Source organism: Brucella sp. MAB-22 (genome assembly GCF_025908475.1).
GTDB classification, from domain to species: Bacteria; Pseudomonadota; Alphaproteobacteria; order Rhizobiales; family Rhizobiaceae; genus Brucella; species Brucella anthropi.
Genome location: NZ_CP109782.1, coordinates 1,824,320 through 1,840,882, shown reverse-complemented (window position 1 = coordinate 1,840,882; position 16,563 = coordinate 1,824,320). Strand labels below are relative to the sequence as shown.

The window sequence follows — 16,563 nt, the reverse complement described above, 5'->3', positions numbered from 1 at the left end:
ATGCGATTTGCGTAGGATAATGCGTAAAAACAAAGAGAAAGGGTGCGGGCATCCTTGAAACTGCCGGGCCGCGTTTGTCGCCGCCCGGCAGCATGTCGGGATTAAAGACCGAGTGCCGCCTTGACGGCTGGCAGGCCTTCCTTGCCGTCGACGGTGGTTACACCGGCGAGCCACTGGTCGAGTGCGCCCGGATTGGCTTTCAGCCAGTTGGTTGCAGCCTTCGAAGGCTCTTCGCCATCATCGAGAATCTTGCCCATGATGTCGTTTTCGATATCGAGCTTGAATTCCAGATTGGTGAGGAACTTGCCAACATTCGGGCATTCCTGCGTGTAGCCGGTGCGAACGTTGGTTTCGACCTTGGCGCCGCCGAGATTGGGGCCGAAGAAATCGTCACCACCGGTGAGATACGCGATTTCGAAACGCTTGTTCATGGGATGAGGCTCCCATGCCAGAAAGACGACCGGTTCCTTGCTCTTGATGCTGCGCGCGACCTGCGCCAGCATGCCCTGCTCGGACGATTCCGCCAGCTCGAATGACTTGAGGCCGAAGGCATCCTTGTTGATCATGTCGAGGATCAGGCGGTTGCCGTCATTGCCCGGCTCGATGCCGTAGATCTTGCCGCCGAGCTTGTCCTTGAACGTGGCGATATCCTTGAAGTCCTTGAGGCCTTCGTCATAAGCATATTTTGGCACGGCAAGCGTGTATTTCGCGCCGGTCAGATTGGTGCGCAGCGTCTCGACGGTCTTGTTGTCCAGATAGGGCTGGAGGTCGGCGGTCATGGACGGGTTCCAGTAGCCGAGGAAGACGTCGATGTCCTTTTTGCTCAGCGATGCATAGGTCACCGGCACGGAAAGAACCTTGATGTCCGTCTTGTAGCCGAGACCTTTCAGGATTTCTGTCGCCACCGCGGTCGTCGAGGTGATGTCGGTCCAGCCGACATCCGAGAAACGGACGGTCGAGCAGCTTTCAGGTTCGGCGGCGAAACCGGTTGCAGGCGCGCTCAGCATTGCCGTTCCCGTGGCAAGCCCACCCAAGGCAAGCGTAAGCATATAGGTCGATACGGACTTCATTGTTCTCTCCATTTACCGGGCCGTTTTGACGGATTGATTGTTTTTCCGGTTCCAGCTTTAGCAAACACCAAAGATTGCGCCATTCAAGTACCACAGCGGCGAAAATGTTCTCGATTGCGACGTTGGTCGCAGTTTCCGGCGGAAAACCGTTTCGCACCTGACTTGAAACTGCTGTCACTCATCATTTTCCGGAACCGTCGGCCAAGGGGAAACGGGCTGGATTGCCACGCATTTGGCCGAAGCGAGTTGGCGCCATGTTACGGATCGGCCCTCGGGATTCAACCCTGTCAGCGGAAAATGACGGATAAAATCAGTTGGATGACCGTTCCAGGTTGTCGAAAAGATGAGCACACTCTATTTGAGAGCGTGAAGCCTTTTCAGGTTTGGCTGCTTGCTAACAGGACTTGTAATGCATAGGTCCATGGGCGATGCAGAAGCGATGGAAAGCCCGGATTTTCGGGCAAAAGGAAGGATTTTTTACAGTGTGGAATGCAGTAAAGGGCGTTTTTTCCTTCCTGGGCCGTTTCATCGCCGCGCTTGCTCGCCTGATTGCCATTCCGCTCGGCGGTTTGTGGCGGCTTTTCCTGCGGCTCGGAATTTTGTGGAAAGTTGCGGTTGCGGTCGTCGTGATCGGTCTTGGCGGTCTTTACGTCTATTTCATCTGGCAGACTCAGGTGTGGACGAATTTCGATCCCGACTATCCGGCCAAGTACAGCTATCAGGATGCGACTACGCCCGGTGAAGAGGTAAAGGCGCAGGCCGTACCGGCTGCGCCGTCCACCACAGCACCCGCGGAACAGCCTGCTGCCACGCCTGAAACCAATCAGACTGGCGATGCCGCTCCCGCGAATCAGCCGGTTCAGGCGGCACAAATCCCGTCTTCGGCCCGCAAATGCTCACGCTCGGCGATAGCGGAAGTTGCCGCGGATCTCACCGATTTCAACGTGAACCAGAACGCGTGGATTTCATCCATGCTACTCTACAAGACCGGTCTTTTCGGGCTGGACTGGGATCGCACGCCATTCCTCGACAATAAGGCGTCGTTCCAGCGCGGCATCAATGCAGCGGTACGCCGTACCGCGATTGAGCTCGTCGACAATATCGGCCGCCTGCGCGGCACATCGCAGATCGACGGCGATCTGCAAAAGGCGCGCGGTAATCTGCAGTTTGCCGAAGATTCCTGGTATTTCGGCCTGAGCCCGTTCGGTCCGAAGACACCGACACCGAGCTATTACCGTTCGGCGATCAAGGATCTACGTTCCTTCAACGGACGGCTTGAAAACTGTCAGGCGACCTTCGATGCCCGTGCCGACAATCTGATCCAGTTTGTCGACCGTATCGCAAGCGACCTCGGTTCGACTTCGGCCATCCTCAAGGACCGTGCCGAGAATTACCACGCCGGCTGGTTCGATACGCGTGCAGATGACCGTTTCTGGTTCGCCTATGGTCAGCTCTATGCCTATTACGGCCTGCTGCGCGCCGCACATTCGGATTTCCGCGGTGTTCTGGCCGAGAAGCACCTCGACGGTGTGTGGGACGAGATGGAAAAGCAGATGCGTGCTGCGCTCGACATGCAGCCTTTCATCGTTTCCAACGGTAGCCCGGATGCATGGTTCACGCCGTCGCATCTGACCACGATGGGTTTCTACATTCTGCGTGTCCGTTCGAATCTGGTCGATGTGAAACAGGTTCTGGAGCGCTGACCGGCAATGGAACTGCCAGCTTCATTGCGACAGGCGGTGGATGCTGCGCTTGAGGGCGTAGCATTGGCCGATCTGAAGCGCGCATCTGAAATGCTTTCACGCCGTTACCGCGCCGAGACGCGGGACGGACGCATGCATATTTCCGATGATCTTGCCGCGAAGGCCTATCTGGCAGCACGTTTGCCTGCGACCTATGCGGCGGTTCGCGCCAGTATGGACAGTGCAGCAGAGGTTTGTCCCGATTTCACGCCGCAATCCATGCTCGATGTGGGTGCAGGACCGGGAACCGCCCTTTGGGCGGCAAAGCAATGCTGGCCCATGCTTCATTCGGCAACGATGATCGAGGCCAGTCCTGCGATCAGAGCTGTGGGCAGCGATCTTTCGCAAAATTGCGGATTTTCCGACCTCGACTGGCGGGCAGGGGATGTGGTTCGGGAGAAACTTGATTTTCCGCAAGCCGATCTCGTGACCATTGCCTATGTGCTTGACGAGCTTGCTCCTGAAAAGCGGCAGGCACTGATTGAGCGCTTGTGGGCGTCGGCACGGCAAATGCTGGTGATCGTGGAACCCGGCACACCGGCAGGCTGGCAGCGCATTCTCGATGCACGCCGGGCGCTTATTGCGGAAGGCGCAATCATTGCGGCGCCTTGTCCGCACCAGCTCGATTGCCCGCTGGTCACCCCTGACTGGTGCCATTTTTCGCGCCGCGTTGCGCGCTCGCGTATTCATCGTCTGACCAAGGAAGCCGAAGTGCCGTGGGAGAATGAGAAGTTCATCTATCTTGCTGCGGTGCGCGAGACGGTCGATGAAGTGGAAGCGCGGGTTATCGCGCCGACACGGGTTGGCGGCGGCAAAGTTTCGGTTAAACTCTGCAAGGATGACGGCAGGGCGGAAGAACGTCTTCTGACCAAGCGCGACGGCGATCTGTTCCGTTGGGCACGTCGCGCCGACTGGGGCGATGCATTATTGAAAGATTGAGCTGGAACCAAAGCCCGGAACCAAAGCGATGAAGATCAGTCTGGTCCAGTTACGTTTGCTTGAAGCTGTCGCGGAAACCGGCAGTGTCGGTGCTGCTGCGCGGCGCTTGCGGCTCACGCAATCGGGAGCCAGTCAGGCGATTGCGACATTGGAAAAAATCCTCGGGGTCGATGTGCTGGCGCGAAAGCGCGATGGAGCCGCCCTGACGGCGTTCGGGCATTCGATCCTTGCCGATACCAAGGCCGCCCTCGCGGCAGTCGACCGGATAGAGCAGCAGGCACGGTGCAGTGCTTCCGGCGCGCCCGAACGGCTGCGCGTCGCGGCAATTCCAAGTCAGCTTGAATATGTTCTGCCCGGTCTGCGAAAGACGTTTCAGCAGCTTTATCCCGGCATTGAATTCAGCGCTTTCGAGGGCGGGCACGACGATGTGAGCCTGTGGGTGCGCGATGGTATTGCCGATCTCGGCATTACATCGCTGCCGACGCCCGAGCTTGAAGCACGGGAAGTTGGCCGCGAAGAACTTGTCGTGGTGGGGCGGCGTGACGATCCCTTTATGCGCAACGACACAATCACTGCCGGGGACCTGCGGGATCGCCAGTTGATCGCCGCAGCAGGCTGCGAAATGATTATCGACAGGATCATTCATGGCGATGGCGAAATGCGCAGCGAGCAGGTGCGCACCCGCGACGTTGCCACGGTGCTGGAAATGGTGCGCCATGGCATCGGCACGACGCTTCTGTCAGAAATCAGTCTGCCGGGGGCCGATCTGCATGGATTGCGGGCGCGCCGCCTCAATCCGCCGACGTTTCGTACCGTCTATATTGTTTTTCGGGCCGACAGTCCGGTCCGGCATCTGGTCGAACGGTTCTGCGACGTGGCGCAGGACGCCAGAAGCAGAGCGGCATAAGAAACTCTAATATCTCATATCTCGCTTATCCGTGACGCTCGCGCATATCAGGGATGCAATAGTCTGCGCTCTTCCCTCATCCTGCAGCGAGTGACCATGACGGCAATTACCGAAACCACCCCGACAAGCTCGACTTCCGATACCATACGCGGTCTGGCCTGGGGACTGTCCGGGGTTCTTGTGTGGTCCGGTTCGTTCGTCCTGACCCGTTTCGGGTTCAAGACCGCACTGACGCCTTTCGACATCATTGCGTTGCGTTTCGGCGTGGCGGGGCTGGTGCTGTTGCCCGTGGTTCTGATGAAAGGGTTCGGCTTTCGCAAACTCGGTCCGCTCGGCTTTGTGCTTCTGGTTTCCGGAGCAGGTGTTCCCTATGCGCTGCTGACCACCTGTGGTCTACAATATGCTCCGGCATCCCATGCAGCAGCGCTCATTCCGGGGCTGATGACAGCAATGGTTGCCGTTCTGGGTATGGCGCTTCTCAAGGAACGTCTTGCGCCGTCGCGCTGGTCCGGGGTCGTGCTGATCCTGATCGGCGCCATGCTGATCGCCGGTCTGTCGCAACTGGGCGGACCGGAAATGCTCGGGCACTTTTTCTTTTTCGTCGCGGCACTCGTGTGGGCGATTTATGTCATGGTGTTTCGCAGAAAGGGAATGGACGGGCTGCATGCGACGGCCATCGCGGCTGTCACCTCGGCAATTGTCTATTTGCCGATCTATATGCTCTTCCTGCCCAAGGGGCTTGGCGCGACATCCTGGGGTGATATTGCCTTGCAGGGTTTTTATCAGGGCGTACTTACTTCGGCCTTTGGCGTCTTTGCCTTCAACCGTGCCGTTGTGCTGCTGGGAACGGCGGCAGGGGCAGCGCTATCAGCACTGATCCCTGTCATCACTCTGGTTCTGGCGCTTGTTCTTCTGGGCGAGGTGCCCGGTTGGACCGACACGCTCGCCGCCTTCCTGATCAGTCTCGGCGTGCTGGCACTGAACAGGAAGGGCAGGAAGCGTATAGCATCATGAAGCCTGCAGGACTGGCCTTGCAGCAGGACGGTTGATGATGAACACCATGGCCGCAGCGGCAAAACACATGGCACCGGCGAGGATCAGGGCAGGGGTGTAGCTGTCATAGTCGGTGCGCACGAGCCCGGCGAAAGCGGCTGCGGCTGCGGCTCCGATCTGGTGGCCGGTGAACACCCAGCCGAAAACCAGCCCGGCCTTTTCCGGGCCGAAACGTTCGGCGGCGAGCTTGACGGTTGGCGGCACGGTCGCCACCCAGTCCAGCCCGTAAAAGACGGCGAACAATGCCAGTTCGTAGACGGTGAAGTCGGTGAAGGTCAGATAGATCAGCGAGAGACCGCGCAACGCATAGAACCAGAACAGAAGCCAGCGATTGTCGAACCGGTCGGAAAGCCAGCCGGACATAATCGTGCCGATCAGGTCGAATGCGCCGATCACGGCAAGGATGCCAGCCGCACCGACCGGCGCAATTCCGAAATCACCGCAAAGCGTGATCCAGTGCGTCTGGATCAGGCCGTTTGTGGAAAAGCCGCAGACGAAGAAGGTCAGGAACAGGACCCAGAAAGTTGCCGTTGAAGACGCTTCGCGCAACGTGACGAGGGGTGAGGCCAGCATGGTGCTGAAGCTCATTCTGGGTCCGGGTGCCGGGAGCGGTGCCGTGCGGCCGTAAGGCTTCAAGCCGATATCCGCCGGATGGTCACGCATCAAAGCGAGAACCAGCACAAGCGCGGCAACAAGGAAGCAAACGACGATGGTGAGCGACGTTCGCCAGCCGATGGTCTGGCTGACACTGGCAAGGATCGGCATGAAGACGAGCTGGCCGGTGGCATTACTGGCTGTCATCAGGCCGACGACCAGACCGCGCCGCTTTTCGAACCAGCGTGCTGCAACGGTTGCACCGAGCACGAGCGCCGTCATGCCGGTGCCAAGGCCGATCACCACGCCCCAGAGCGCAACCATCTGCCATTCCTCGGTCATAAAAATGGAACCGACAAGCCCTAGTGAAATCATGATGAGAGCGGCTGCAACCACACGACGCAAGCCGAACTGGTTCATGAAGGCTGCCGCAAACGGCCCCATCAGGCCGAAAAGAACGAGGCGAAGCGCCATTGCGAAGGAGATATTCGCATTCGTCCAGCCGAATTCACGCTGGAGCGGTTCGATCAGGATACCCGCAGACCCCATGGCTGCTGCTGTCGCCAGCATGGTCAGGAAGGTAATGGCGGCGACGACCCATCCGTAATGGATGTTCCTCTGGGCGAGAAAGCTGGCAAGGCGGGCAGAAATCATCTTTGGCGCTTTCGGGTTCAAGCTGGTTTCAAGCTGGCTTTTGGCCAGCCATACGTTTGATGGCGAAACCGTTCGCTCCATAACGGGCGCGTGGCTTCAGGTCATTGTTTTCAGTCAAGGGACAACCGGTCTCCGGTCAATCGAGGCTGCGTAACAGGCTTTCCAGCTGTTCCACGCCGTCCTCTCCCAGCCTGGCTTCGATTTCTTCCTGCGCCTGATCCCAGAGCGGGCCGCCGCGTTCCACAAGATCGCAACCGTCTGCCGTCAGCGTTACGCTGGTCTCGCGATGGTCGTCGCTGGCCGCAGGCTCGATCAGCCCCATGCGCTGCAGAACCTTCGCATTACGGCCCATGGTCGACCGATCCAGCTCGGACAGATGTGCAAGTTCGGTCAGCGAGATGGAACCCGCACGACGGATTTTTCGCAACGTACTGAACTGCGCGACATTGATGCCAAGCGGCGCCAGAGCGTTGTCATAGACGCTCGATGTCTTGCGGGCTGCCTGGCGCAGAAGGATACAAAAACACGGATGTGACATATTGCGGGTATATACCCGTAAATAAGCGATGGCAAGTTGGAAGTGAAAAGTAGGGAGTTCGTTGCTGCCATTCTGCTGACAGCAACGATGTCTTCAGGAAGGGCTTGTCGCCGGTTCAGACGGCGATATAGGCGGTTTCCTTCACTTCCTCCATCACGGCGTAAGTGTGCGATTCCCGCACGCCGGGCAGAGAAAGAAGCGCCTCCGAAAGGAAACGCCGATAGTGATCCATGTCGGATACACGGGCTTTGACGAGATAATCGAAGCCGCCCGCAACCATGTGGCATTCCAGAATGTCGGGATTGTTGCGGGTGAAGGTCGAGAAGGTTTCAAAGACTTCCGGCGTGGTGCGATCAAGCTTGATCTCGATAAAGACCAGCATGGCCCGGTCGAGCATCTTGGGTGAAAGCCGTGCCGAATAGCCGAGAATATACCCTTCACGGGTCAGTCGTTTGACGCGTTCTGCAGTTGCCGTCTGCGAGAGATTTATGCGATCGGCCAGTTCGGTATTGGTCAGGCGCCCATTCTCCTGAAGGGCGCGCAAAATACTCCTGTCCATCGCATCGAGATTCTTCATCAGTTGTCCCCAATGGCCGCTTATGTGTGACGGCTCTGTTCTTGATTTTTGCATATGTGTTTGAGTTGCCACGGAAATCAATCCGAAATCGGTCCCCGACGCAAGATGAAACTTGTTGGGTGGTCCTACAAATTTTTGAACTACTCGGATGAATTCGGCTTAAACGTAAGCATATATGCAAATAACAATCACAGGTTGTAAATTATGCGCAACCTGTGATAAGGATAGTGCGCATACTGAAAGTTATATTGCACCTGTAAATTTTGGCATGGGGTAAGGGGGCGTTTGAAACTGGAGGAATCGTCCCATTCCTTCCGTTTCGTTTATCCCGGTTCTGAGGAAATCCGGACAGCCCCAAACTGTCCGGATTTTCTTTTGCGAGACCTGTGGAACTCTGTCCCGAAGATGGCCTGCGTGGCACATTTGGGTGGCTGAATTTTCCGGTTGCAAGCGGACACATTGAACGCTAACAGTACGTCCATGAACATTTCGCGCAATATCGTCATCAACGGTTGGTGGTGGGCCCGCTAAAAGCGGCCACGCAGGCGTTTGTGCATTTGCGTTTAGAAAACAGGCCGCTGGGATTATCCGGGCGGCCTTTTTGTTTGGCTGTTTGAATAAGACTGGCGGGGAAACCGGGTTCTGGAAATATTCGGAAACAGTTGAGATTTGGGATAGCCGATCATGAATGCGAAGATTGCGGATAGCGAGATATTCCAGCACGAGACGGCAGGCGGCATCGTCGTCGAGCGCGTGCGTCACCTCACGGCCTATAAGGGCGCGATCGAGACCTATATCGATGCGCTGAACGAACGGCGTGGTGCGGTATTTTCGTCGAACTACGAATATCCGGGCCGCTATACGCGATGGGACACGGCTATCGTCGATCCTCCGGTGGTCATCACCTCACGCGCCCGCACCATGCGCATCGAAGCGCTGAATGCCCGCGGCGTCATTCTCCTGCGACCTATCCTGGACACAGTGAAGGCGCTTGCCGAGGTGACGGTCGACAAGGCCGAAGAAAGCCGCATTGAGCTGACCATTGCCGAGCCGAACGGAACCTTCACCGAGGAAGAGCGCTCGCGTATGCCTTCGGTCTTCACCGTTCTGCGTGCCATTGTCGGTCTGTTCTTTTCTGAGGAAGACGCCAATCTCGGTCTTTACGGTGCCTTCGGTTACGATCTGGCGTTCCAGTTCGATCCGGTTCAGTACAAGTTGAAGCGCCCCGACGATCAGCGCGATCTGGTGCTGTTCATCCCCGATGAAATCTTCGTGGCCGATCACTATGCGGCACGTGCCTGGGTGGATCGTTATGAATTCACCTGCGGTGGCTCATCCACGCATGGTCTCGCACGGGCAACGCCTGCACAGGCCTTCAAACCATCGGAAGCCAAGCTTGCGCGCGGCGATCACAATCCGGGCGAATATGCGAAGCTCGTAGAGCGCGCCAAGGAAAGCTTCAAGCGCGGCGACCTCTTTGAAGTGGTCCCGGGCCAGACCTTCTATGAGCGCTGCCATACCGCGCCATCGGAAATCTTCCGCCGGTTGAAGACGATTAATCCGTCGCCCTATTCGTTCTTCATTAATCTGGGTGACAACGAATATCTGGTCGGCGCATCGCCGGAAATGTTTGTGCGGGTCAACGGACGGCGTATCGAAACCTGCCCCATCTCCGGCACGATCAAGCGCGGCGAAGATGCGATTTCGGATTCGGAACAGATTCTGAAACTGCTGAATTCCAAGAAGGATGAATCCGAGCTGACGATGTGCTCGGACGTGGACCGCAACGACAAGAGCCGTGTCTGCGAGCCGGGTTCGGTGCGCGTCATCGGTCGCCGTCAGATCGAGATGTATTCGCGCCTGATCCATACGGTCGATCATATTGAAGGGCGGCTTCGCGACGGCATGGATGCTTTCGACGGGTTCCTCAGCCATGCATGGGCGGTTACCGTGACCGGCGCACCGAAGCTGTGGGCGATGCGTTTCCTCGAGGAAAACGAACGTAGCCCGCGTGCATGGTATGGCGGCGCCATCGGCATGATGCACTTCAATGGCGACATGAACACCGGCCTGACGCTGCGCACCATCCGCGTGAAGGATGGCGTGGCCGAAATTCGGGCTGGTGCAACGCTTCTGTTCGATTCCAATCCGGAAGAGGAGGAAGCCGAAACCGAATTGAAAGCATCTGCGATGATCTCGGCTGTGCGTGAAGCGCAGAAGAGCAATCAAATTGCGGAAGAACGCGTGGCGGCAAAGGTGGGTGAGGGGATATCGATCCTGCTCGTTGATCATGAAGATTCCTTCGTGCATACGCTCGCCAATTATTTCCGCCAGACCGGCGCTACGGTCTCGACGGTGCGTTCGCCTGTTGCCGAAGATGTGTTCGACAGGGTCAAGCCTGACCTCGTGGTTCTGTCACCCGGACCGGGCACGCCGCAGGATTTCGATTGCAAGGCGACCATCGACAAGGCGCGCAAGCGGGAACTGCCGATCTTCGGTGTCTGTCTTGGATTGCAGGCACTGGCAGAAGCCTATGGAGGTACGCTGCGCCAGTTGCGTATTCCGATGCACGGCAAGCCGTCGCGCATTCGCGTGTCGAAGCCGGAGCGGATATTCTCGGGTCTGCCAAAGGAAGTGACGGTCGGGCGCTATCATTCGATCTTCGCCGATCCTGAACGTCTGCCGGACGATTTTCTGGTCACAGCGGAAACGGAAGACGGTGTCATCATGGCTTTCGAGCACAAGAAGGAACCGGTTGCCGCCGTTCAGTTCCATCCGGAATCCATCATGACCCTTGGTCATAATGCCGGAATGCGCATGATCGAGAATGTGGTGACGCATCTGGCGGGCAAGAACAAGGCGCGCCGTACCAACTACTGATCGAACGCTTTTCGTTCCGATTTCGAGCCAGCCGCAGCCATCGCTGCGGCTGGCTTTTTTGTGCGTTTGCTATGCTTGCCCATTGCCTGCTTTGGCAACTCATTTGCAACTGTAATGCCTTGCATTTGCAGGAGAAAATTAAATGCCGTAACTGAAAAAACAGGGGTACGAAGTTTCGCTTTTCTGGGGTATAGAACGGCGGTGAATTGCTGCTGCATATGCCAGATGCGTTGTGGATGTGTCCCGCGCGCTGGAGCGTATCCCGAAAAGTGTGAAACGGTTTTCGGATCAGATGCGCGGTTCAAAACAAACACGTAGAGCACCGATCTGATTCAATCAGATCGAATCGCGCTCTAGTAAATGAGTGAAGGGCTGTGCGTAGGCCCGTCTCGATTTCGGGACAAGATAACGATATTCAAAGGTTCATCATGGACGCGAGTGCAAAGGTTCGGCGGCTTGCCGCTTGGTCTATTCCCGTTGCTTTTGGTGTGATGGGTCTGAAATATCTGGCCTATGCATTGACCGGTTCCGTGGCCCTTTATTCGGATGCGCTGGAATCCATCGTCAATGTGATCGCGGCAATCGGCGCTTGGTGGGCCATTCGCGTCAGCTATCTGCCCGCCGATGACAATCATCCCTTCGGTCATCACAAGGCCGAGTATATTTCGGCTGTCGTGGAAGGCGTTCTGATTACGGTCGCCGCACTTTTGATCTTCCGCGAAGCCTGGTTTGCGCTTCAATCACCGCGAACGCTCGATGAACCCTGGCTTGGCCTTGGCATCAACACGGTAGCCGCAGTCATAAACGGCTTGTGGGCATCATTGTTGATTCGCACTGGTCGCAAGTTCCGCTCGCCTGCGCTGGAAGCCGATGGCAAGCACATCATGACCGATGTGTTCACCTCCGTGGGCGTTCTGGTCGGTCTTGTCGGTGCGGTCGTGACCGGTTGGGCCATACTCGATCCACTGCTTGCTATTCTGGTGGCAATCAACATTCTCTGGCAGGGCTGGCATGTCATCAATTCCTCGGTGCAGGGATTGATGGATATCGGCGTCGAGCCAACCGAGGAAATGCGCATTCGCGATGTGATTTCGGCCAATGCGGGCGGTGCTATCGAAGTTCATGACCTGAAGACCCGCATCGCTGGCCGTGTAACCTTCATTGAGTTTCATCTGGTCGTTGCGGCGGAAATGAGCGTCGGCGATGCCCATGTGATTTGCGACCGTATCGAAGATGCCCTGAAGAAGCAGATCGACAGCGCGCGCGTGGTGATCCACGTCGAGCCGGAGGATGAGGCCAAGCTGCCGCCGGGAACCAGCGCGGTGCCCTTCGCCTGAATGAAATACTGTCTTGCACAGTACAAATCGCGCGTGTAAAAGCTTTTCCATGACGATCAGAAACGCAACATCCTTGGAACATTCCGCAGCTGCCTTCGGCGCGCGCGTTGATGTTTGCGTTCTAAACTCGCTTCTTACCCTCGGCCTTAGCGGCGATCGCCGGGCTCGCTGAAAGGAGCGTCCGGCGGTCGATCTTCGGTCGCAGGCCTGTGCTCCTTTCCAGAAAACCCTTATAATCGATCAGTAGTATCCGCGCTTGACGGGCTTGAATGCCGTCGAAAGCCGGGAGGAAACGAAAATGAATCAGTCCGTCGCCACGCCGCAATCGAAATCCATTTCCGAGCGCAAAGGCATGCCTACTGCAGGCAGCAAATATTCGCCTTTTCCGGTTCCGCAGCTCGATGACCGCACCTGGCCGTCCAAGCGTATCGAAAAGGCACCGATCTGGTGTTCGGTCGATCTGCGTGATGGCAATCAGGCCTTGATCGACCCCATGGGCCATGACCGCAAGGAGCGCATGTTCCGCCTGCTGGTCGATATGGGGTTCCCGGAAATCGAAATCGGTTTTCCGTCCGCTTCGCAGACGGATTTCGATTTCTGCCGCTGGGCCATCGAACAGGGCAATGTTCCCGACGAAGTGGATTTGCAGGTTCTGGTCCAGTGCCGCCCAGAACTGATCACGCGCACTTTCGAAGCGCTTGAAGGCGCCAAGTCGCCGATCATCCATTTCTACAATTCCACCAGTGAATTGCAGCGCCGCGTGGTCTTCGCCAAGGATGTTGGCGGTATCAAGCAGATCGCGACCGACGCCGCCAAGATGATCATGGATATGGCAGCGAAAGCAGGGGGGGGCTACCGTTTCCAGTATTCGCCCGAAAGCTTTACCGGCACTGAGCTGGATGTGGCGCTGGAAATCTGCAATGCGGTCATCGAGATCGTGAAGCCGACCGCAGACAACAAGCTGATCGTCAACCTGCCTTCGACCGTCGAGATGAACACGCCGAACATCTATGCCGACCAGATCGAATGGATGTGCCGCAACCTCGACAATCGTGAGAACCTGATTGTCTCGCTGCACCCGCATAATGACCGTGGCACGGGCATTGCTGCAACCGAACTGGGCTTGATGGCTGGTGCCGACCGCGTTGAAGGCACGTTGTTCGGCAACGGCGAACGCACCGGCAATGTCGATGTGGTGACGCTGGCGCTCAACATGTACACGCAGGGCGTGGACCCTGAGCTGGACTGCACCGACATCAACCGGATGAAGGAAGTCTATGAATATTCGAACCAGTTGAAGATTGCCGAGCGTCATCCTTATGTCGGCGAGCTGGTCTATACGGCTTTCTCCGGCTCGCATCAGGATGCGATCAACAAGGGCATGAAGGCGCGCCGTTCGGCCAATTCGCCGATCTGGGAAGTGCCCTATCTGCCGATCGACCCGCAGGATGTGGGCCGTTCCTATGAAGCGATTATTCGCATCAATTCGCAGTCGGGCAAGGGCGGCATCGCCTATATCCTGCAGGCGGATTATGGCTTGAACCTGCCGCGCAACCTGCAGGTCGAGTTCCGCGAGATCATTCAGAACATCACCGATGAAGAAGGCAAGGAACTGCCGTCGAAGCGCATTCACGAGGCGTTCCAGCAGCTTTATGTGACACAGCCCAATGCCCGCATCAAGTTCGTCGATCATCACACCATGCCTGATCCGGAACAGAAGGGCCGTCGTATCCTGACCGCCGAAATCACCGATAACGGCGTGACCAAGAATATCGAGGGCAAGGGAACGGGACCGATTGACGGCTTTGTCGACGCGCTGTCGAAATATCTCGGCGTGAAGATGTCGGTCATTGACTATTCCGAACATTCGCTACAGCAAGGTTCGGATGCTTCGGCCATCTCCTATGTCGAAATGGCTCATCCGGGCGGCAAGCTGTTTGGCGCCGGTATCAACGACAATATCGTCAGCGCTTCGCTGGAAGCCATTGTCTCGGCTGCTAACCGGGTGATTGGTAAGTGAGTGAAACTAAATGAATGAAATGAAAACGGCGCTTCGGCGCCGTTTTTGTTTTGGAATTAATAAAGCACGCGCTCGTTGAGCTTGGTTATTTTCTCGCTGGCATCGGAAACGCCGTGCTCTTCCATGAGGCATGACCAGCTGCCGTCAGGCCGCTTATCGATATTGAATATATTATAGCGGGCAGCCGGTTTATGGCCGCCGAAATTCTGGCTTGCAGACGGCACGCTGATAACGGGAATCTTGCCGTTCGGCCCGTCGATCTCATAATGCGTGATAAGATGCGTATGGCCGTGAAGAACCAGCTCTGCACCGTGTTTGCGTATGATCTTCTGGAAACGGCGAATACCATAGAGGCGTTTATGGGCAGGCGTTGCACCATAGATCGGCGGGTGATGGATCATCACAATACGGAAGAGCCCACGAGCGCCAGCTTCGTCCAGCATTGCGGCCAGACGTTTTCCTTGTTCAGACCGGAAGTCGCCGCTCGCCATGAAAGGGGCCGTAGCACGCGCTGACGAAACGCCGATCAGCGCAACGGGTCCGCGCACGCGCATATAGGGAAATTGCGGGCGATTGTCTTTGTTGTCGATGCCGTCGCCGCGCATCCACGGTTCCCATTTCCGGCACGACTTGTCGAGCGCGCCCGGAACATAGGCATCATGATTACCGGGAACGACCGATACATCGTCCGGACTACCCAGTTTGGACAACCAGTCGTGGGCAATATCGATTTCGAGATTGAGCGCCAGATTGACGAGATCGCCCGTCACCGCGATATGATTCGGCGTTTGCGCCTGCATATCATCAATGAGAGTGTCCAGCACGGTTCCGTGCATCGCATTTTTGCGATTGCGCAGCCAGTTGATATAGCCGGTGATACGCTTCGATGCCAATTCGCGATATCGCACGCGCGGCAGAGGCGAAAGGTGTATATCGGAGATATGGGCGAGACGAAACATAAGGCCCATTTACTGGATAATGTGTGAAACCGAAACCTGTTTAGCGACTTTTTGTTGATGTCATTGCTGTTTTGGATAGAGGTATATTGCCTCGCGGAGAGACGGTATGCGCTTTCGTCATTTCATATTTCATACTTATTTTCTAATGCGACGCCCGATGACGCTGGGCGTCAGGGCTATTGTCTTCGATGAAAAGAAGAATTCCGTTTTTCTTGTGAAGCATACCTATGTGCCCGGATGGCAACTGCCGGGCGGAGGCGTCGAACGTGGCGAGACCTTTGGGCAGGCGCTGGAAAAGGAGTTGCGCGAGGAGGCCAATATTGTTCTGAAAGGCCCTCCGCAGCTTTTTGCGCTCTACAAGAATGCGCATGCATCGCCGCGCGACCACGTGGCGCTTTATATATGCAGGAAATTCGAACAGACGGCCCCGCGTTTGCCGGACCGGGAAATCGCAGAATGCGGTTTCTTTCCTCTGGACGATTTGCCGGAAGGGACGACGCCGTCAACCAAGCGGCGTCTGCAGGAAGCGCTTCACGATCTGGAACCGCTTCCGCTTTGGTGAAGGCACATTGGCTGCGCCTTCACTGTGACATGCGTAATTTTAGAAGCGGTAGGTAACACCCGTACCGATCAGCCATGGATTGAGCTTGGCCTTGCCGCTGACTTCCGTGCCGCCGATCAGGGTGGCGTCGAACTTGGGCTCCAGGAACAGCTTCTTGACGTCGAAGTTCACGCCCCAATGCTCGTTGAGCATGTAGTCGAAGCCGATCTGCAGCGCGCCGCCGAATGCATTCTTGACCTTGAGATATTCAACGCCAGTCGCATCCTGATTGTAGAACATGGTGTAGTTCACGCCCGCGCCGACATAAGGCTTGAAGGCGCCGAAATTGGTGAAGTGATATTGCAGGGTGAGGGTCGGAGGCAGAATCCATGCCTTGCCGATCTTGCCCAATCCGTCGATTGAACCGGCGCCATTGATATTGGCATAGGTCGTGCCGAGAATGAGTTCGGCAGCGAAATTATCGGTGAAGTAATAGGTGATGTCGAGTTCAGGTGTGATCGACTTCGAATAGTCGAGATCAGACCCCGAAATGCCGTTCACATAGCCGGAATTCTGGGGGATGACGCCGAGTGCGCGCACACGGATCTGCCATGGCGACAGGGCCTCCGGAATGGCCTGAATTTCAGATGCGGGCTGGGCTACAACGGCGTCCGCAGCAAATGCTGCCGGCGCGGCAAAGGTCAGCGCGGTTGCGGCCAGCAATCCCCTCGTGAAGCGGTTCATCTTCTCTC

Annotated in this window: 15 protein-coding genes; 8 read left to right on the top strand and 7 right to left on the bottom strand. The window is 56.8% G+C overall.

What is annotated here, in order from left to right; all coding sequences use genetic code 11:
• Window positions 1-101: 101 nt before the first annotated feature.
• Window positions 102-1,070, bottom strand: a complete 969-nt coding sequence (locus OHI65_RS18405) for a choline ABC transporter substrate-binding protein (protein WP_010659573.1) — start codon at window positions 1,068-1,070, stop codon at window positions 102-104.
• A gap of 428 nt (window positions 1,071-1,498) precedes the next feature.
• Between OHI65_RS18405 and OHI65_RS18400 the strand changes: the two genes are divergently transcribed.
• The 4 genes from OHI65_RS18400 to OHI65_RS18385 all read left to right on the top strand — a co-directional run bounded on the left by OHI65_RS18400 (window position 1,499) and on the right by OHI65_RS18385 (window position 5,672).
• Window positions 1,499-2,773 carry a DUF2333 family protein gene (locus OHI65_RS18400; RefSeq protein ID WP_125300044.1) on the top strand — a complete coding sequence of 425 codons (1,275 nt, stop codon included), beginning with the start codon at window positions 1,499-1,501 and terminating at the stop codon, window positions 2,771-2,773.
• 6 nt (window positions 2,774-2,779) lie between these two features.
• Window positions 2,780-3,751, top strand: a complete 972-nt coding sequence (locus OHI65_RS18395; RefSeq protein WP_125300045.1) for a small ribosomal subunit Rsm22 family protein — start codon at window positions 2,780-2,782, stop codon at window positions 3,749-3,751.
• Between the two features lie 28 nt (window positions 3,752-3,779).
• The gene (locus tag OHI65_RS18390; RefSeq protein ID WP_125300046.1) at window positions 3,780-4,658 is read left to right on the top strand and encodes a LysR family transcriptional regulator; all 879 of its coding nucleotides are present in this window, start codon (window positions 3,780-3,782) and stop codon (window positions 4,656-4,658) included.
• Between the two features lie 96 nt (window positions 4,659-4,754).
• Entirely contained in the window at window positions 4,755-5,672 is a 918-nt protein-coding gene (locus OHI65_RS18385) for a DMT family transporter (RefSeq protein WP_125300047.1), read from the top strand.
• Here OHI65_RS18385 and OHI65_RS18380 read toward each other — a convergent pair.
• The 3 genes from OHI65_RS18380 to OHI65_RS18370 form a co-directional block, all read right to left on the bottom strand.
• Window positions 5,667-6,959: an MFS transporter gene (locus tag OHI65_RS18380; RefSeq protein WP_040130084.1), complete on the bottom strand. Its 1,293-nt coding sequence runs from the start codon at window positions 6,957-6,959 to the stop codon at window positions 5,667-5,669. The genes OHI65_RS18385 and OHI65_RS18380 overlap by 6 nt on opposite strands.
• 136 nt (window positions 6,960-7,095) lie before the next feature.
• Complete coding sequence (locus OHI65_RS18375; RefSeq protein WP_125300048.1) at window positions 7,096-7,497, bottom strand: MarR family winged helix-turn-helix transcriptional regulator; 402 nt, start codon at window positions 7,495-7,497, stop codon at window positions 7,096-7,098.
• Window positions 7,498-7,612: 115 nt separating this feature from the next.
• Window positions 7,613-8,074 (bottom strand): Lrp/AsnC ligand binding domain-containing protein, encoded by a 462-nt coding sequence (locus OHI65_RS18370; RefSeq protein WP_006472719.1) that lies wholly within the window; start codon window positions 8,072-8,074, stop codon window positions 7,613-7,615.
• 684 nt (window positions 8,075-8,758) lie between these two features.
• On the opposite strand from OHI65_RS18370, the gene OHI65_RS18365 reads away from it, so the two are divergent.
• Window positions 8,759-10,954 (top strand): anthranilate synthase component I, encoded by a 2,196-nt coding sequence (locus OHI65_RS18365; protein ID WP_264358758.1) that lies wholly within the window; start codon window positions 8,759-8,761, stop codon window positions 10,952-10,954.
• Here OHI65_RS18365 and OHI65_RS18360 read toward each other — a convergent pair.
• A complete protein-coding gene (locus OHI65_RS18360) occupies window positions 10,948-11,268 on the bottom strand; it encodes a hypothetical protein (RefSeq protein WP_264358757.1) in 321 nt (106 codons plus the stop codon). The genes OHI65_RS18365 and OHI65_RS18360 overlap by 7 nt on opposite strands.
• 114 nt (window positions 11,269-11,382) lie before the next feature.
• Here OHI65_RS18360 and OHI65_RS18355 point away from each other — a divergent pair, with 114 nt between their 5' ends.
• Both OHI65_RS18355 and leuA read left to right on the top strand, forming a co-directional pair.
• Window positions 11,383-12,291 (top strand): cation diffusion facilitator family transporter, encoded by a 909-nt coding sequence (locus tag OHI65_RS18355; protein WP_010659582.1) that lies wholly within the window; start codon window positions 11,383-11,385, stop codon window positions 12,289-12,291.
• A 298-nt stretch (window positions 12,292-12,589) separates the two neighbouring features.
• Window positions 12,590-14,311 carry a 2-isopropylmalate synthase gene (gene leuA, locus OHI65_RS18350; RefSeq protein WP_125300051.1) on the top strand — a complete coding sequence of 574 codons (1,722 nt, stop codon included), beginning with the start codon at window positions 12,590-12,592 and terminating at the stop codon, window positions 14,309-14,311.
• A 56-nt stretch (window positions 14,312-14,367) separates the two neighbouring features.
• Here leuA and OHI65_RS18345 read toward each other — a convergent pair whose 3' ends face one another.
• Entirely contained in the window at window positions 14,368-15,270 is a 903-nt protein-coding gene (locus OHI65_RS18345; protein ID WP_125300052.1) for a metallophosphoesterase family protein, read from the bottom strand.
• 106 nt (window positions 15,271-15,376) lie between these two features.
• Between OHI65_RS18345 and OHI65_RS18340 the strand changes: the two genes are divergently transcribed.
• Window positions 15,377-15,832 carry an NUDIX domain-containing protein gene (locus OHI65_RS18340; RefSeq protein WP_012091643.1) on the top strand — a complete coding sequence of 152 codons (456 nt, stop codon included), beginning with the start codon at window positions 15,377-15,379 and terminating at the stop codon, window positions 15,830-15,832.
• A gap of 39 nt (window positions 15,833-15,871) precedes the next feature.
• Here the strand turns inward: OHI65_RS18340 and OHI65_RS18335 are convergent, their stop codons facing one another.
• Window positions 15,872-16,555: an OmpW/AlkL family protein gene (locus OHI65_RS18335; protein ID WP_012091644.1), complete on the bottom strand. Its 684-nt coding sequence runs from the start codon at window positions 16,553-16,555 to the stop codon at window positions 15,872-15,874.
• Window positions 16,556-16,563: the final 8 nt, after the last annotated feature.